The organism is Burkholderia sp. F1 (genome assembly GCF_050813845.1).
GTDB lineage: Bacteria > Pseudomonadota > Gammaproteobacteria > Burkholderiales > Burkholderiaceae > Burkholderia > Burkholderia ubonensis.
On sequence record NZ_CP172421.1, the window covers coordinates 1775239 to 1789184 of the forward strand.

General features: G+C 68.2%; 16 protein-coding genes. 11 read left to right on the top strand and 5 right to left on the bottom strand.

Annotated elements, in window-relative coordinates:
• Positions 1-20: 20 nt before the first annotated feature.
• The 4 genes from ACFIMZ_RS08560 (at position 21) to ACFIMZ_RS08575 (ending at position 3818) form a co-directional block, all read left to right on the top strand.
• Positions 21-974 (top strand): LysR family transcriptional regulator, encoded by a 954-nt coding sequence (locus ACFIMZ_RS08560; protein ID WP_431822237.1) that lies wholly within the window; start codon positions 21-23, stop codon positions 972-974.
• Positions 975-1039: 65 nt separating this feature from the next.
• The gene (gene mnmH, locus ACFIMZ_RS08565) at positions 1040-2131 is read left to right on the top strand and encodes a tRNA 2-selenouridine(34) synthase MnmH (RefSeq protein ID WP_431822238.1); all 1092 of its coding nucleotides are present in this window, start codon (positions 1040-1042) and stop codon (positions 2129-2131) included.
• Between the two features lie 14 nt (positions 2132-2145).
• A complete protein-coding gene (locus ACFIMZ_RS08570; protein ID WP_431822239.1) occupies positions 2146-3204 on the top strand; it encodes a permease in 1059 nt (352 codons plus the stop codon).
• 191 nt (positions 3205-3395) lie between these two features.
• Positions 3396-3818 (top strand): hypothetical protein, encoded by a 423-nt coding sequence (locus ACFIMZ_RS08575; protein ID WP_059617330.1) that lies wholly within the window; start codon positions 3396-3398, stop codon positions 3816-3818.
• Between the two features lie 73 nt (positions 3819-3891).
• Here ACFIMZ_RS08575 and ACFIMZ_RS08580 read toward each other — a convergent pair whose 3' ends face one another.
• Positions 3892-4725: an ABC transporter permease gene (locus ACFIMZ_RS08580; RefSeq protein ID WP_431822240.1), complete on the bottom strand. Its 834-nt coding sequence runs from the start codon at positions 4723-4725 to the stop codon at positions 3892-3894.
• A 6-nt stretch (positions 4726-4731) separates the two neighbouring features.
• Complete coding sequence (gene nodI, locus ACFIMZ_RS08585; RefSeq protein WP_431822241.1) at positions 4732-5646, bottom strand: nodulation factor ABC transporter ATP-binding protein NodI; 915 nt, start codon at positions 5644-5646, stop codon at positions 4732-4734.
• A 5-nt stretch (positions 5647-5651) separates the two neighbouring features.
• Between nodI and ACFIMZ_RS08590 the strand changes: the two genes are divergently transcribed.
• Together ACFIMZ_RS08590 and ACFIMZ_RS08595 are read left to right on the top strand one after the other, a co-directional pair.
• The gene (locus ACFIMZ_RS08590; protein WP_431822242.1) at positions 5652-5963 is read left to right on the top strand and encodes a hypothetical protein; all 312 of its coding nucleotides are present in this window, start codon (positions 5652-5654) and stop codon (positions 5961-5963) included.
• A gap of 38 nt (positions 5964-6001) precedes the next feature.
• Positions 6002-6499 (top strand): universal stress protein, encoded by a 498-nt coding sequence (locus ACFIMZ_RS08595; protein WP_431822243.1) that lies wholly within the window; start codon positions 6002-6004, stop codon positions 6497-6499.
• Positions 6500-6589: 90 nt separating this feature from the next.
• On the opposite strand, the gene ACFIMZ_RS08600 is transcribed toward ACFIMZ_RS08595, so the two are convergent.
• From ACFIMZ_RS08600 to lexA, 3 genes are read right to left on the bottom strand one after another with little or no spacing between them, the layout of a single operon-like run.
• On the bottom strand, positions 6590-7264 hold the full coding sequence (locus ACFIMZ_RS08600; protein WP_431822244.1) for a DUF2939 domain-containing protein: 675 nt from the start codon (positions 7262-7264) through the stop codon (positions 6590-6592).
• Between the two features lie 29 nt (positions 7265-7293).
• Positions 7294-7629 (bottom strand): hypothetical protein, encoded by a 336-nt coding sequence (locus ACFIMZ_RS08605; RefSeq protein ID WP_431822245.1) that lies wholly within the window; start codon positions 7627-7629, stop codon positions 7294-7296.
• A gap of 26 nt (positions 7630-7655) precedes the next feature.
• The gene (gene lexA, locus ACFIMZ_RS08610) at positions 7656-8303 is read right to left on the bottom strand and encodes a transcriptional repressor LexA (protein ID WP_010092466.1); all 648 of its coding nucleotides are present in this window, start codon (positions 8301-8303) and stop codon (positions 7656-7658) included.
• Positions 8304-8580: 277 nt separating this feature from the next.
• On the opposite strand from lexA, the gene ACFIMZ_RS08615 reads away from it, so the two are divergent.
• From ACFIMZ_RS08615 to ACFIMZ_RS08635, 5 genes are all read left to right on the top strand, one after another.
• Entirely contained in the window at positions 8581-9618 is a 1038-nt protein-coding gene (locus ACFIMZ_RS08615) for a sulfate ABC transporter substrate-binding protein (protein ID WP_431822454.1), read from the top strand.
• 89 nt (positions 9619-9707) lie between these two features.
• Positions 9708-10613: a sulfate ABC transporter permease subunit CysT gene (cysT, locus tag ACFIMZ_RS08620; protein WP_431822246.1), complete on the top strand. Its 906-nt coding sequence runs from the start codon at positions 9708-9710 to the stop codon at positions 10611-10613.
• The gene (gene cysW, locus ACFIMZ_RS08625; RefSeq protein ID WP_431822247.1) at positions 10610-11557 is read left to right on the top strand and encodes a sulfate ABC transporter permease subunit CysW; all 948 of its coding nucleotides are present in this window, start codon (positions 10610-10612) and stop codon (positions 11555-11557) included. The genes cysT and cysW overlap by 4 nt, the downstream gene beginning before the upstream one ends.
• Positions 11558-11570: 13 nt before the next feature.
• Positions 11571-12626 carry a sulfate/molybdate ABC transporter ATP-binding protein gene (locus tag ACFIMZ_RS08630; protein WP_431822248.1) on the top strand — a complete coding sequence of 352 codons (1056 nt, stop codon included), beginning with the start codon at positions 11571-11573 and terminating at the stop codon, positions 12624-12626.
• Positions 12627-12699: 73 nt separating this feature from the next.
• Entirely contained in the window at positions 12700-13626 is a 927-nt protein-coding gene (locus tag ACFIMZ_RS08635) for a CysB family HTH-type transcriptional regulator (RefSeq protein WP_431822249.1), read from the top strand.
• The last annotated feature ends 320 nt before the right edge of the window (positions 13627-13946 follow it).

The following is a 13946-nucleotide window of genomic DNA, read 5'->3' on the forward strand; positions in this document are numbered from 1 at the left end:
CGGCCTCGGGGGACCGAACGATGGCGGCGTTCCTGCATGGCCTCGCGCTGCGGTATTTCGTCGAAGTGGCGCGCACCGGCTCGCTCAGCGACGCGTCCGCGCGGCTGCACGTCGCCGTGTCCGCGGTCAGCCGGCAGATCGCGAAGCTCGAGAGCGAGCTGGGCGCGCCGTTGTTCGAGCGCCGTCCGCGCGGAATGGCGCTGTCGGAGGCGGGCGAGCGGCTCCTGAGCTTCGCGCAGCGCAGCCTGCTCGAGGCGGAACACGTGATGAAGGAGATCGGCGGCCTCGATGCGCTGCACGGCAGCCTGCTGAAGATTGCGTGCACGGAAGGCTTCGCGATCGATTTCCTGCCGGGCGTGCTCGCGAGCTTCAAGGCGCGCCATCCGGGCGTCGACTTCTCGCTGTGGGTCGTGTCGCCGGCCGATGCGACGCGGCGCGTGCGCGACGGCGATGCGGACCTCGCGTTGACCTTCAGCCTCGCGCCGGAGAAAGGCGTGTGCGTCGAGCACACCGAACGGGCGCCGATCTACGCGCTGGTGCGGCGCGATCACCCGCTCGCGGCGCGCGACGCGGTATCGCTTGCCGACGTCGCGCGTCATCCGCACGTGCTGCCCGAGGCGGGCACCACCGTGCGCCAGTTGATCGACATCGCGTGCGCGCTCGACGGGCTGCTGCTCGAGCCCGAGCTGACGAGCAACAACACGGCGGTGATGTACCGCTACGCGCAGCATACGGGCGCGGTGATGTTCGCCGGCCTGCTGTCGGTGCGCGACCGCTGCGAGGCGGACGGCTTCGTCGTCGTGCCGCTGACGGATCCGCAACTGGGCGAGCGGAGCATCCAGATCCAGACGATGGCGGGGCGCGATCTGCCGGCGTCGGTGCGCGCGTTTCGCGATCATCTGGTCGACGCGATCACGGCGACGGGAACCGCACCGTCCCCCGCGCGACACCCGCGAAGCCGCCGCGTGCGATAATCCCCCGATCCGCCTATCCTCACCGCTGCGGCCCGCCACGCCGGGCCGGGCCGCTTGACGCCAAATTGAAGAACCTGATTGTCACCCTCGATCGCGCCGGCGAGTTCGACGAGATCATCGACGTGCGCACGCCGCTCGAGTTTGCCGAGGACCACATCCCCGGCGCGCTCAACGCGCCCGTGCTCAGCAACGAGGAGCGCGTGCTCGTCGGCACGATGTACCGTCAGGTGTCGCCGTACGAGGCGACGCGCGTCGGCGCGGCGATGGTCGCGCGCAACATCGCGCGCCATCTCGACACGACCTTCGCCGACCGGCCGCGCAACTGGCGTCCGCTGATCTACTGCTGGCGCGGCGGCAAGCGCTCGGGGTCGATGACCACCTGGTTCAACCTGATCGGCTGGCAGGCGCGCCAGCTCGAAGGCGGCTACAAAGCGTACCGCCGCTCGGTGTGTGCGACGCTCGACACGCTGCCGACCCGGTTCCGCTACATCGCGCTCGTCGGCCACACCGGCTGCGGCAAGACGCGCCTGCTGCAGGCGCTGCGCGACGTGGGCGCGCAGACCCTCGACCTCGAGGCGCTCGCGTGCCATCGCGGTTCGCTGCTCGGCGCACTGCCGGGCGTGCCGCAGCCGTCGCAGAAGGCGTTCGACTCGCGGCTCGTCGGGGCGCTGGAGCGCTTCGATCCGGCCTGGCCGGTGTTCGTCGAATCGGAAAGCCGCAAGATCGGGCTCGTGCAACTGCCGCTCGCGCTGCTGCAGGCGTTTCACGCGGGGTCGTGGGTGCAGGTCGACGCGGCGCGCGACGAGCGCATCGCGTTCCTGCTCGACGATTACGCCCACCTGTTCGACGAGCCGGACGCGTTCAAGGCGCAGCTCCAGCGGCTGATCGGCCTGCACAGCCGCGACATCGTCGACCGCTGGAACGGGCTGATCGACGCGCAGGCGCGCGCCGAACTGTTTGGCGAACTGATTGATCGGCATTACGATCCGGCCTATGCGCGGACCTTCCGCGAGCATTTCGGCAAGCCGAGCCGCGCGCTGGCGTTCCATTTCCGGCCGAGTGCGGCCGATGCGGACGAGCAGGCGAATGCGCTGCTCGCGCAGCTCGCCCAGGCCGGGCTGCCGGCGACAGCCGCCGGCGCGGCCTCCACGACATAACTTCAGACCAGAACATGACGACCACACGCACTCAACCGAATCCGGCGCTCGGCTGGATGACCTTCCTGCTGATCGCGGTCGCGGGCCTCTTCTACGTGAAATGGTTTCCGTACTACAACAAGGCGTTCCTGGCCGCCGAGCATCATTCGATCGGCCAGTCGATCCTGATGGGCGCGTCGTCGGCGCCGCCCGAGCCGTCGCTGAAGGCCGCGCTCGACTACGCGTGGGCGTATGGCAAGGCGATCTGGCAGGCGATGGTGCTCGGCCTGCTGCTCGGCTCGGCGGTGCAGGCGCTGCTGCCCGCGCACTGGGTCGCGCGGGTGCTCGGCAGGACGGGCTTCGGCAGCGTCGCCGCGGGCGGCCTGCTGTCGCTGCCGGGCATGATGTGCACCTGCTGCGCGGCGCCCGTCGTCGCGGGCCTGCGCGAGCGGCATGCGTCGCCGGGCGGCGCGGTGGCGTTCTGGCTCGGCAATACGGTGCTGAACCCGGCCGCGCTGGTGTTCATGGGCTTCGTGCTCGGCTGGCACTGGAGCGCGCTGCGGCTCGTGCTCGGCATTGCGATGGTGTTCGGGATCGGCTATCTGCTGAACCGGATCGCGCGCCCGGAGGACCGCAGCATCGACGACACGCGGCTCGCGGCGCTGGTGGCCGAGCAGGCCGCAGCCGGCAACGCGTTCGCGCGCTGGATGAAGATCCTCGCGCGGATGACCGTGCGGCTCGTGCCCGAATACCTCGTGCTCGTGCTGCTGCTCGGCGCCGCGCGTGCATGGCTGTTCCCGCATATCGGCCCGGACATCGGCAACCATGTCGGCTGGATCGTCGCGTTCGCGGTCGCGGGCGCGCTGTTCGTGATTCCGACGGCGGGCGAGGTGCCGATCATCCAGGCGATGCTGTCGCTCGGCATGGGCGTCGGCCCGGCCGCCGCGCTGCTGATGACGCTGCCGCCGATCAGCGTGCCGTCGCTCGCGATGCTCGCGCGCTCGTTCCGGCCGGCCACGCTCGCGATCGTCACGGCGCTCGTCGTCGCGTTCGGCATCGCGAGCGGGCTGCTCGCGATCGCGCTGGGGTTCTGACTGCGCGCCACGCGGGGAGCGCCTGATCGTGCGCACCGCAGGCCGCGCGGGGGGCGAAGCCGCCCGGCGGCCGTTGCGGCGCGAAGGCGTCGTTCGGGATCGCGCGCGCCGGCCCGCATAATCATCCTATTCATCCGGTGCCGCCGCTTCGCGCGGGCGGCGCCATTCACAAGAAGCAATCAGGAAATCGCATGACCCAACCCAAGATTCATCCTCGACTCGAAAAGGCGCTGACGCGCGGCGATCTCGCGATTCGCCAGGCCAATTCGGCGCGCGCGACCGCCGTGCTGTCCGCGCTCGGCGCGATGATCGTCGAGGCGTCCGCCACGATTGGCGTCGAGGCCAGTGTCGACATTCCGCAGGGCGAGCGCATCTACGATCCGATGAACGGCCTGTGGCCGCAGAAGATGCTCGTGTCGTTCGACGGCCCCGTCGAGGACGCGGAGCCGGAAGAGTTGCGCTCGGTCTATCTGCTGGCCGACGATCCGGGCACGCAGTTCCGGGTCGAATGGCATCGCGCGGACGGCAAGCTCGGCCGTCACGAGGGCGGTCCGCTCGCGACCGTCGCATTCCTGACCGACGTCGAGATTCCGTGGAGCGACGAAGACGAGTGACGACGTCGGTCGCCGCGCCGCGCAAGTGCAATCGCGGCGGGGCCGGACGCGCCCCGTGCGCGACGTCGCGCGTTCAGCGCATCATCCGCCGCCGGAACAGCCGCGCGGACAGCAGGAAGCTGCCGATCGCATAGGCGGCCAGCACCGCGACGTGCAGGCCGACGTGCGACGCGGGCCGGCCGAGCATCGCGGGCCGGATCAGTTCGACCGCGTGCGCGAGCGGCAGCGCATGCGCCGCGTGCTGCGCAATCTCCGGCAGCTGCGTGAGCGGGAAGAACACGCCGGACAGCAGCAGCATCGGCGTCAGCACGAGCGTCTGATAAAACATGAAGAAATCGTATGACGGCGCGAGTGCGGTGACGACCATCGCGGCGCTCGCGAACGCCAGGCCGGCGAGCGCGATCACCGGCAGCGCGGCGAGCATCGACGGAAAGCTCGCATAGCCGAGCAGGCCCGCGACGATCATGATCGCGGAACCCGACAGCATCGCCTTGCTGGCCGCCCAGACGATCTCGCCGAGCACGATGTCGCCGAGCGCGAGCGGCGTGTGCATGATCGCTTCCCAGGTGCGCTGCACGTGCATCCGCGAGAAGCCCGAATACATCGACTCGAAGCTCGCGGACATCATCACGCTCGACCCGACCGTGCCCGCCGCGAGGAACGCGATGTACGACACGCCGTCGACGCGGCCGACCATCAGCCCCAGGCCGAATCCGAGCCCGAACAGGTAGATCATCGGATCCGCGAGATTGCCGATCATCGACGCCACCGCGAGCTTGCGCCACACGAGATAGTTGCGGCGCCACACGGCGGCCCAGTTGGTCGCGTTCGCGGGCATCGCGATCGCAAAGCGCGATTCGCGCGGCGGCGCGGGCGTGGCGGAGGCGGAATAGTTGCGTACGTCCATGAGCGCTCAGTCCTGCATCTCGCGGCCGGTCAGCCGCAGGAACACGTCTTCCAGATTGGCGGGGCGATGCAGATAGCGCAATCCGGCGCGGCCCTTGAGCCGCGCATTGAGCGGATCGGGGTCGCTCACGTAGCAGAACAACGTTTCGCCGCTGATCTCGGTGCGCCTCGCGAAGGCGGCCAGCTCGTCGCGCAGCGCCGCCGGATCGGCGCCGTAGATCTCGATCACGTCGCAGCCGATTTCCGATTCGATCAGCGCATGCGGCGCGCCTTCGGCGATCTTGCGGCCTTCCTCGATCACGCACAGGCGGTCGCACAGGCGCTCGGCTTCTTCCATGAAATGCGTGGTGATCAGGATCGTCTTGCCGCGAGCGAGCAGCGAGCGCAGCCGCTCCCACATCAGATGCCGCGCCTGCGGGTCGAGGCCGGTCGTCGGCTCGTCGAGCACCAGCACGTCGGGGTCGTTGACGAGCGCGCGCGCGAGCGTCAGCCGCCGCTTCATGCCGCCCGACAGCTCGCTGACCTTCGCGTCCGCCTTGTTCTCGAGCTTCGCGAACGCGAGCAGCGACGGCACGAGCGCGCGGGCGTCGTGCGCCGACACGCCGAAATAGCGGCTGAACACCAGCAGATTCTCGCGAACCGTGAAATCCGGGTCGAGATTGTCGAATTGCGGAACGACGCCGACTCGCTGGCGCGCACGGCGCGCGCGCGCCGGAACCGGTTCGCCGCATAGCGAGATCGCACCGGCGTCCGGGTACGTGATGCCGAGCAGCATCTTCAGCGTCGTGGTCTTGCCGGCGCCGTTCGGCCCGAGCAGGCCGTAGCATTCGCCGGCATGGACGCGAAAGGACAGGCCGTTGACGACGAGCTTGCCGCCATAGCGTTTTTCGACGTTCTGGAAATCGATCGGTGCGACGGACATGGGCAATGTTGTCGTTGGATGCAGCGTGGCGGACACGTCCGGCGACCGTGCGCGCCGACGCCGGGGCGCGAACCGATGCGCCGGTGGACGGTCACACCGGCATGACGGCAAAACGCGATGCCGGCGCGCAGCCTGCGTGTGACGCGAACGGGCGGCCCGATCGGGCCATTCTAGTGCATTGCCTGCACGTCTTCAGGGCGTGCGCGCACGACGCGGTGCCGGCGCTTGCCGATCATGCACTGCATCATCGCGTATCGGCCGCACGGGGCGAATCAGCGTTTTCCATCCCTTGCGTCCCGGATTGCGGCGCACCATGATGAATGCGTAGGGTTCGTTGTCTCGAATGGGAGGGCTCATGGCTAGCTACAACAAGATTTTGCTGTGTTATGACGGCACGCTCGAGGGACGCAAGGCATTGCGTTGCGGCGCCAATCTCGCGCTGGACCTGAAGGCCGAGACGCACTTGCTGTCCGTCGTCGACATGCGTTCGAGCATTGCGCAAAGCGCCGGATTGTTGACCGATGTCGCGTGTGGCCGCTTCGAGGAAACGGCGCGCGAAATCCTGCAGGAAGGCGTGGACTGGCTGCGCGAACGCGGATTGCAGGCGGAAGGGCATTTCGCGTTTGGCTACCCGATCGACGAGATCGCCAACCTCGCCGCGGAACTGAAGGTGGACCTGATCGTGGTCGGGCACCGCTGCCGCAGCGGGTTGTCGAGATGGTGGATGGGTTCGGGCAATACGCAACTGCTCGATCGCGTGAACTGCAGCATCCTGGTTGCGTGCTCGTCCGCCGAAGAGCAGAAGGCCGAAATCGCTCGAGAACGCGACGCGGCGGCGACCGCCGCCAGATGACTGCCTAACAGTTTTATCGTCTGACCGGCGCCGGCTCGTGCTGTGCGCCGGCCGTCCGCCGGCCGCGCGCGGCGCCGGTACGCTGCCGGTTCAGCCGTGCAGGTCGATCGCGGACAGCTTCCACGAAAACAGCCCGACGCGGTGAAGTATCGCCGCGTAGCGCGTCCCATCCGCGCTGCGCTGGTACGTCACGACGAATTCGTCGACGCTCCGGTAGCCGGCGCTCGTTTGCTGCTGCCTCGGCGCGCTGGCCTGCGACGAAGTGGTTGATGCCGGTGCGGCCGGCGCGGCCGGCGCGCTGCCGGCGGCCGCGTTCGGCCCATTCGTCGATGCGGCGCTGCCAGCCGAATCGGCCGGCGGCTGTGCCGGCCACTCGGGCGGCCGCTCGCCCGGATTGCCCCGTGGCGGCAATCCGCTCATCAGCGCCGCGACGCCTTCCGGGGTCGCGTAGGCGTCAACCAGTGGCCCGATCAATGCTGAACCGATCAACGCGCCGATCACGGCGAACGGGTTGTTCTGCCGTTTGGCGTCGATCCGGCGCATCAACTCGTCGGTGACCTGCTGCTTCAGGCTGATGCGCAGCGACGGGAAATCCACGTACTCGCTGACCGCCTGCGCATCGCGCGCATCGATCGCCGACTTCAGGCGGCCGAGTGCGACGTAGGGTGACGCATACGCATAGCCGATCGCCGCGATGACGACGGCGGCCAGCACGACGATCAACAGGGGTTTGAGCCGCCTGGGGCGGCCCGGTGCATGACTCACGATGCCTCCGGTGCGGGAATGTTCCGCAATCAGAGACTGCCTTGCGCGATCGAACGTTCCTCGGCGATGCAGTGATCGATCATCCGGCACACCGCCTCGATCGTCCCGACCATGATCAGGCGCGACGAACCATGGTAGACCCGCACCGGCGCGCGGCGCGCCGGTTCCGCGTGATTCAGGCCGGCGTTCAGCGATACCCGCGCGAACGCAGGCAGCGCCGACGGCAGCAACGACGCTTGCCGTTCGACTGCTTCTTCTTGACCGGTGGGCGCCGCGACGGTCAGCGGCACGCACGGCGTGCGGCCGCGCAGGTGACGCAGGCGACCGAATTGGCGGAAAGGCAGCAGGCGGGCAAGGCGTTCCATGGTGTTCTCCTGAGCGAGACGGATTGTCAGAATTCGCCCGAGCGAATCAGCCCGACGGCGATGCCTTCCAGCGCGAATTCCGCGCTGCCGGCCTTGACGAAGATGTTTTCGTAATCAGGGTTCTCCGCGATCAGCTCGAGGCCGCCGGGCCGGCGCTTCAGGCGCTTGACGGTGACGTCGTCGCCCAGACGCGCGACGATGATCTGGCCGTCCTTCGCTTCCGTGCGCTTCTGCACGGCGAGCAGGTCGCCGTCGAGGATGCCGGCGTCGCGCATCGACAGGCCGCGAACCTTCAGCAGGTAGTCCGGCTTGCTGGAGAACAGCGCGGGATCGCACGCGAAATGCTGCGAGATGTGCTCCTGCGCGAGGATCGGGCTACCTGCCGCGACCCGGCCGACGAGCGGCAGCGACAGCTGCATCAGGGCCGCGTGCGGCAGCGTGAACTGGTGCGGCGCGTCGTCGCCGCCGAGCAGGCGGATGCCGCGCGACGCACCGGCCGCCAGCTCGATCACGCCTTTGCGCGCCAGTGCGCGCAGGTGCTCCTCGGCCGCATTCGGCGAACTGAAGCCCAGTTCGGCCGCGATCTCGGCACGGGTGGGCGGGAAGCCGGAGCGCTCGATCGCGCGGCGGATCAAGTCGAACACTTGCTGCTGGCGGGCGGTGAGTTTGGTCATGGCTTAACTGTATGGATAGACAGTGAGCTGTATTTTTATACAGTACTCCGGGAATTTCAAGTGTTACGTGAGGTTCGTCGCGATCGCGTCGATTCCGGCGTGATCCGGCGACGTCCGGACGCCGGTTCGTCCGCGGCAACCGACGATTCCGTCTGCGTTAGCACTTTTTAGTATTAAAAAATAAGGAACGATTATTTTTAATCATGTAACCCGTTCGATAGACTGGCTCGCATCTCGCAATACCGACAACATGACCGACAACACGGGAGAAGCACGGATGGTGAAGCGCAATACGGGACTGGCGAGCGGGGCGCGCCGCTTGATCGCAACCTTCGCGCTGGGCGCGGCCGCGGCGCTGGGCGTCGTCGCGCAGGCGCACGCCGACGCGACTTTCCTGAACGTGTCGTACGACCCGACGCGCGAGCTGTATCAGGACTTCAACCAGGCGTTCGGCAAGGAATGGAAGGCGAAGACGGGCGAGACCGTCAACTTCAAGCAGTCGCACGGCGGCTCGGGCGCGCAGGCGCGCTCGGTGCTCGACGGGCTGCAGGCGGACGTCGTGACGCTCGCGCTCGCGTACGACATCGACGCGCTCGCGAACAAGGGGCTCGTCAACAAGGACTGGCAGAAGCGCTTGCCCGACAACGCGTCGCCGTACACGTCGACGATCGTGTTCCTGGTGCGCAAGGGCAATCCGAAGGGCATCAGGGACTGGGACGACCTGACGAAGCCGGGCGTGTCGATCGTCACGCCGAACCCGAAGACCTCGGGCGGCGCGCGCTGGAACTATCTCGCCGCATGGGCGTATGCGGTGCACAAGCCGGGCGGCAACGAGCAGACCGCGAAGGATTTCGTCACGAAGCTCTACAAGAACGCGGGCGTGCTCGACTCAGGCGCGCGAGGAGCGACGACGAGCTTCGTGCAGCGCGGCATCGGCGACGTGCTGATCGCGTGGGAGAACGAGGCGTTCCTGTCGATCAAGGAATTCGGCACCGACAAGTTCGAGATCGTCGTGCCGTCGGTGAGCATCCTGGCCGAGCCGCCGGTCGCGATCGTCGACAAGGTGGTCGACAAGAAGGGCTCGCGCAAGCTCGCCGAGGCGTACCTGAACTACCTGTACAGCCCGCAGGGCCAGGAGATCGCGGCGCGCAACTACTACCGGCCGCGCTCGAAGGACGTGCCGGCGGCGCTGACGAAGCAGTTCCCGAAATTGAAGCTGTACACGGTCGACGACACGTTCGGCGGCTGGACGAATGCGCAGAAGACGCATTTCGCAGACGGCGGCGTGTTCGATTCGATCTACAAGCCGCAGTGACGACATAACGACAGCGGCGCGCGACAGCAGCGCGCCGCACCCCGGCGTTCGCGCCGGACCCATGTGATTCGACCCAGCAAGAGCATCCGATGACGACGTACACCTTTCGCAAGCCGAGCGCGCTGCCCGGTTTCGGCGTGACGCTCGGCATCACGGTGGCCTATTTGAGCCTCGTGGTGCTGATTCCGCTCGCCGCCACGTTCCTGAAGACCGCGACGCTTTCGTGGGACCAGTTCGTCGCGGCCGTCGCGTCGCCGCGCGTGCTCGCGTCGTACCGGCTGACGTTCTCGGCGGCGCTGGGCGGCGCGCTGATCAACGCGGTGTTCGGCTTCCTCGTCGCGTGGGTGCTCGTGCGCTACACGTTCCCGTTCAAGCGCGTCGTCGATGCGATCGTCGACCTGCCGTTCGCGCTGCCGACGTCGGTCGCCGGCATTTCGCTCGCCGCCGTCTACGCGACCAACGGCTGGGTCGGCCAGTATCTCGCGCCGTTCGGCGTCAAGATCGCGTTCACGCCGCTCGGCGTGCTGGTCGCGCTGACCTTCATCGGGCTGCCGTTCGTCGTGCGCACCGTGCAGCCGGTGCTCGAGGATTTCGAGCGCGAGCAGGAGGAGGCCGCCGCGTGCCTGGGCGCGTCGCGCTGGCTGACGTTCCGCCGCGTCGTGCTGCCGGCCGTGCTGCCGGCGCTGCTGACCGGTTTCGCGCTCGCGTTCGCGCGCGCGCTCGGCGAATACGGCTCGGTGATCTTCATCGCCGGCAACGTGCCGATGAAGTCCGAGATCACGTCGCTCTTGATCATCACGAAGCTCGAGCAGTACGACTACGCGGGCGCGACCGCGCTCGCGGTCGTGATGCTCGTCGTGTCGTTCGTGATGCTGCTGCTGATCAACACGCTGCAGTGGTATCTGCAGCGCCGCACGAGCCGCGCCGCATCGTCCGGCCGCGCCGCGAGCGGTACCGCGACCGCAGCCACCGCCACCGCAGGAGGCCAACGATGAGCCAGGAGGCCGCCGCCGTGCTGAGCACTCCGTCCGCCGCCGCGCAGGCGCGCGCCGCGAAGCGGCTCGACCCGGTCAGCGAGCCGCGCGCCGTGCGCTGGCTGCTCACGGGCATCGCGCTCGCGTTCCTCGCGTTCTTCCTCGTCGTGCCGCTCGCGGCCGTGTTCTTCGAGGCGCTGAGAAAGGGCGTCGGCTTCTACCTCGAGTCGCTCGCCGATCCGGACGCGTGGTCGGCGATCAAGCTGACGCTGACCGTCGCCGTGATCGCCGTGCCGCTCAACCTCGTGTTCGGCGTGTGCGCGTCGTGGGCGATCGCGAAGTTCGAATTCCGCGGCAAGGCGCTGCTGACGACGCTGATCGACCTGCCGTTCTCGGTGTCGCCGGTGATCTCGGGCCTGATCTACGTGCTGCTGTTCGGCGCGCAGGGCTGGCTCGGGCCGTGGCTGCAGGCGCACGACGTGCAGATCATCTTCGCGGTGCCGGGCATCGTGCTCGCGACGATCTTCGTCACGTTCCCGTTCGTCGCGCGCGAGCTGATCCCGCTGATGCAGGCGCAGGGCAGCGACGAGGAGGAGGCCGCGCGCGTGCTCGGCGCGTCGGGCTGGCAGATCTTCCGCCGCGTGACGCTGCCGAACGTGAAGTGGGGCCTGCTGTACGGCGTGATCCTGTGCAACGCGCGCGCGATGGGCGAGTTCGGCGCGGTATCGGTGGTGTCGGGCCACATCCGTGGCGTGACCGACACGATGCCGCTGCACGTCGAGATCCTGTACAACGAGTACAACTTCGCGGCCGCGTTCGCGGTGGCGTCGGTGCTCGCGCTGCTCGCGCTCGTCACGCTCGCGCTGAAGCTGCTCGCGGAGCGCCATCTCGCGGCCGATCTGGCCGGCGCGCGCGACGCCGCTCCCGCGCATGCCGGCCCCGCCGTCACTTCGTCGAATTCGTAAAGAGGCAACCAGAATGGGCATCACCGTCAGTCATCTGCACAAGCGCTTCGGCGATTTCACGGCGCTCGACAACGTATCGCTCGACTTTCCGGCGGGCGAGCTGGTCGCGCTGCTCGGGCCGTCGGGCTGCGGCAAGACCACGCTGCTGCGCGTGATCGCGGGCCTCGAGCACGCGGACGCGGGGCAGGTCGTGCTGCAGGGCCAGGACGTCGCGTCGGTCGGCGCGCGCGAGCGCCAGGTCGGCTTCGTGTTCCAGCACTACGCGCTGTTCCGCCACATGACCGTGTTCGAGAACGTCGCGTTCGGGCTGCGCGTGAAGCCGCGCCGCGAGCGGCCGTCGGAGGCCGTGATCCGCGACAAGGTGCACGAGCTGCTGAAGCTCGTGCAGCTCGACTGGCTCGCGCAGCGCTATCCGTCGGAGCTGTCGGGCGGCCAGCGGCAGCGCATCGCGCTCGCCCGTGCGCTCGCGGTCGAGCCGAAGGTGCTGCTGCTCGACGAGCCGTTCGGCGCGCTCGACGCGAAAGTCCGCAAGGAGCTGCGCGGCTGGCTGCGCCGCCTGCACGACGACCTGCACATCTCGACGATCTTCGTCACGCACGACCAGGAGGAGGCACTGGAAGTCGCGGATCGCATCGTCGTGCTGAACCACGGGCGCGTCGAGCAGGTCGGCAGCCCGCAGGACGTCTACGATCATCCGCAGAGCGCCTTCGTCTACGAATTCCTCGGCGCGGCGAACCGGCTGCCGGGCACGGTCGCCAATCGCGGCTTCGTCGCCGAGGGCGCCGCCGCGCCGATCGAGGTCGATGCCGATTTCGCCGGGCCGGCGCATGCATACGTGCGCCCGCACGACCTCCTGCTGCGGCCGGCCGGGGACCAGCGGGACGGCATCGCGGTGGACGTGCGCCGCGTCGTGCCGCTCGGCGGCTCGGTGCGCGTCGAGCTGGAGGCGCGCGCGGGCGGCGCGCTCGAGGCGGAACTCGATCGCGACGCGTGGCAGGCGCTTGCGCTGCGGGTGGGCGACGGCGCGACGGCCGTGCCGCGCGCGGTGCGCGTGTTTCCGGCGCGCTGACGCGCGCGCCGTGCAGGGGCGGCAACTGTTTCGATTCAACGACTAAAGAAAAGACAGCCTAAGAGGCATACCCATGAACTTTCAGCAACTGCGCTTCGTGCGCGAGGCCGTGCGCCAGAACATGAACCTGACCGAAGTCGCGAACGTGCTGTACACGTCGCAGTCGGGCGTATCGAAGCAGATCAAGGATCTCGAGGACGAACTGGGCGTCGACATCTTCATCCGGCGCGGCAAGCGGCTGACCGGGCTTACCGAGCCCGGCAAGGCGGTGCACCAGCTGATCGAGCGGATGCTGCTCGACGCGGAGAACCTGCGTCGCGTCGCGCGCCAGTTCGCCGACCAGGACAGCGGCCACCTGGTCGTCGCGACCACCCACACGCAGGCGCGCTACGCACTGCCGAAGGTGGTTCGGCAGTTCACCGAAGTGTTTCCGAAGGTGCATCTCGCGCTGCGCCAGGGCAGCCCGCAGCAGATCGCACAGATGATCCTGAACGGCGAGGCCGATCTCGGCATCTCGACCGAGGCGCTCGACCGCTATCCGGACATCGTCACGTTCCCGTGCTATTCGTGGCATCACACGGTGGTCGTGCCGAAGGGCCATCCGCTCGTCGGCCGCGAGAACCTGTCGCTCGACGACGTCGCCGAGTATCCGATCATCACCTACGACCAGGATTTCACCGGCCGCTCGCATATCGACCAGGCGTTCGCGCAGGCGGGCGCGGTGCCGGACGTCGTGCTGACCGCGATCGACGCGGACGTGATCAAGACCTACGTCGAACTGGGGATGGGCATTGGCGTCGTCGCGGCGATGGCGTATGACCCGCAGCGCGACACGGGGCTCGTCGCGCTCGACACGCAGCACCTGTTCGAGGCGAGCACGACGCGGGTCGGGCTGCGCAAGGGCGCGTTCCTGCGCGCCTATGCATACCGGCTGATCGAGATGTTCGCGCCGCATCTGAGCGAGGCCGAGATCGCCGGACAACTGCGCGAAGCGGTCTGACGCGGCGCTTCCGGGACGCCCGCGCGGCGTCCCGTTCCATCGCCGCCGCAATCGCACGCGCAATCGTACGTTCTTGCGCCGGCGGCCCGCGCGCTCCGAATAAACCCTTAAATATTGATCAGACGGGTTGCGCGCGGACAAGAAACGGTCCAGCATACCTCTCACTCCGCCGGCAGCCTGCCGGCGGTTGCGCGTGAACGCACCGCCCGCGCTCCGGCAGTCGGCCTTCTGCCTCGCACCCATTCCGTGGTACCGACAGCTTCGATGGCCATTGTCCGGCTAGTGCGTCGCAAACGTTTGCTCGCATAAAAACAACAGAT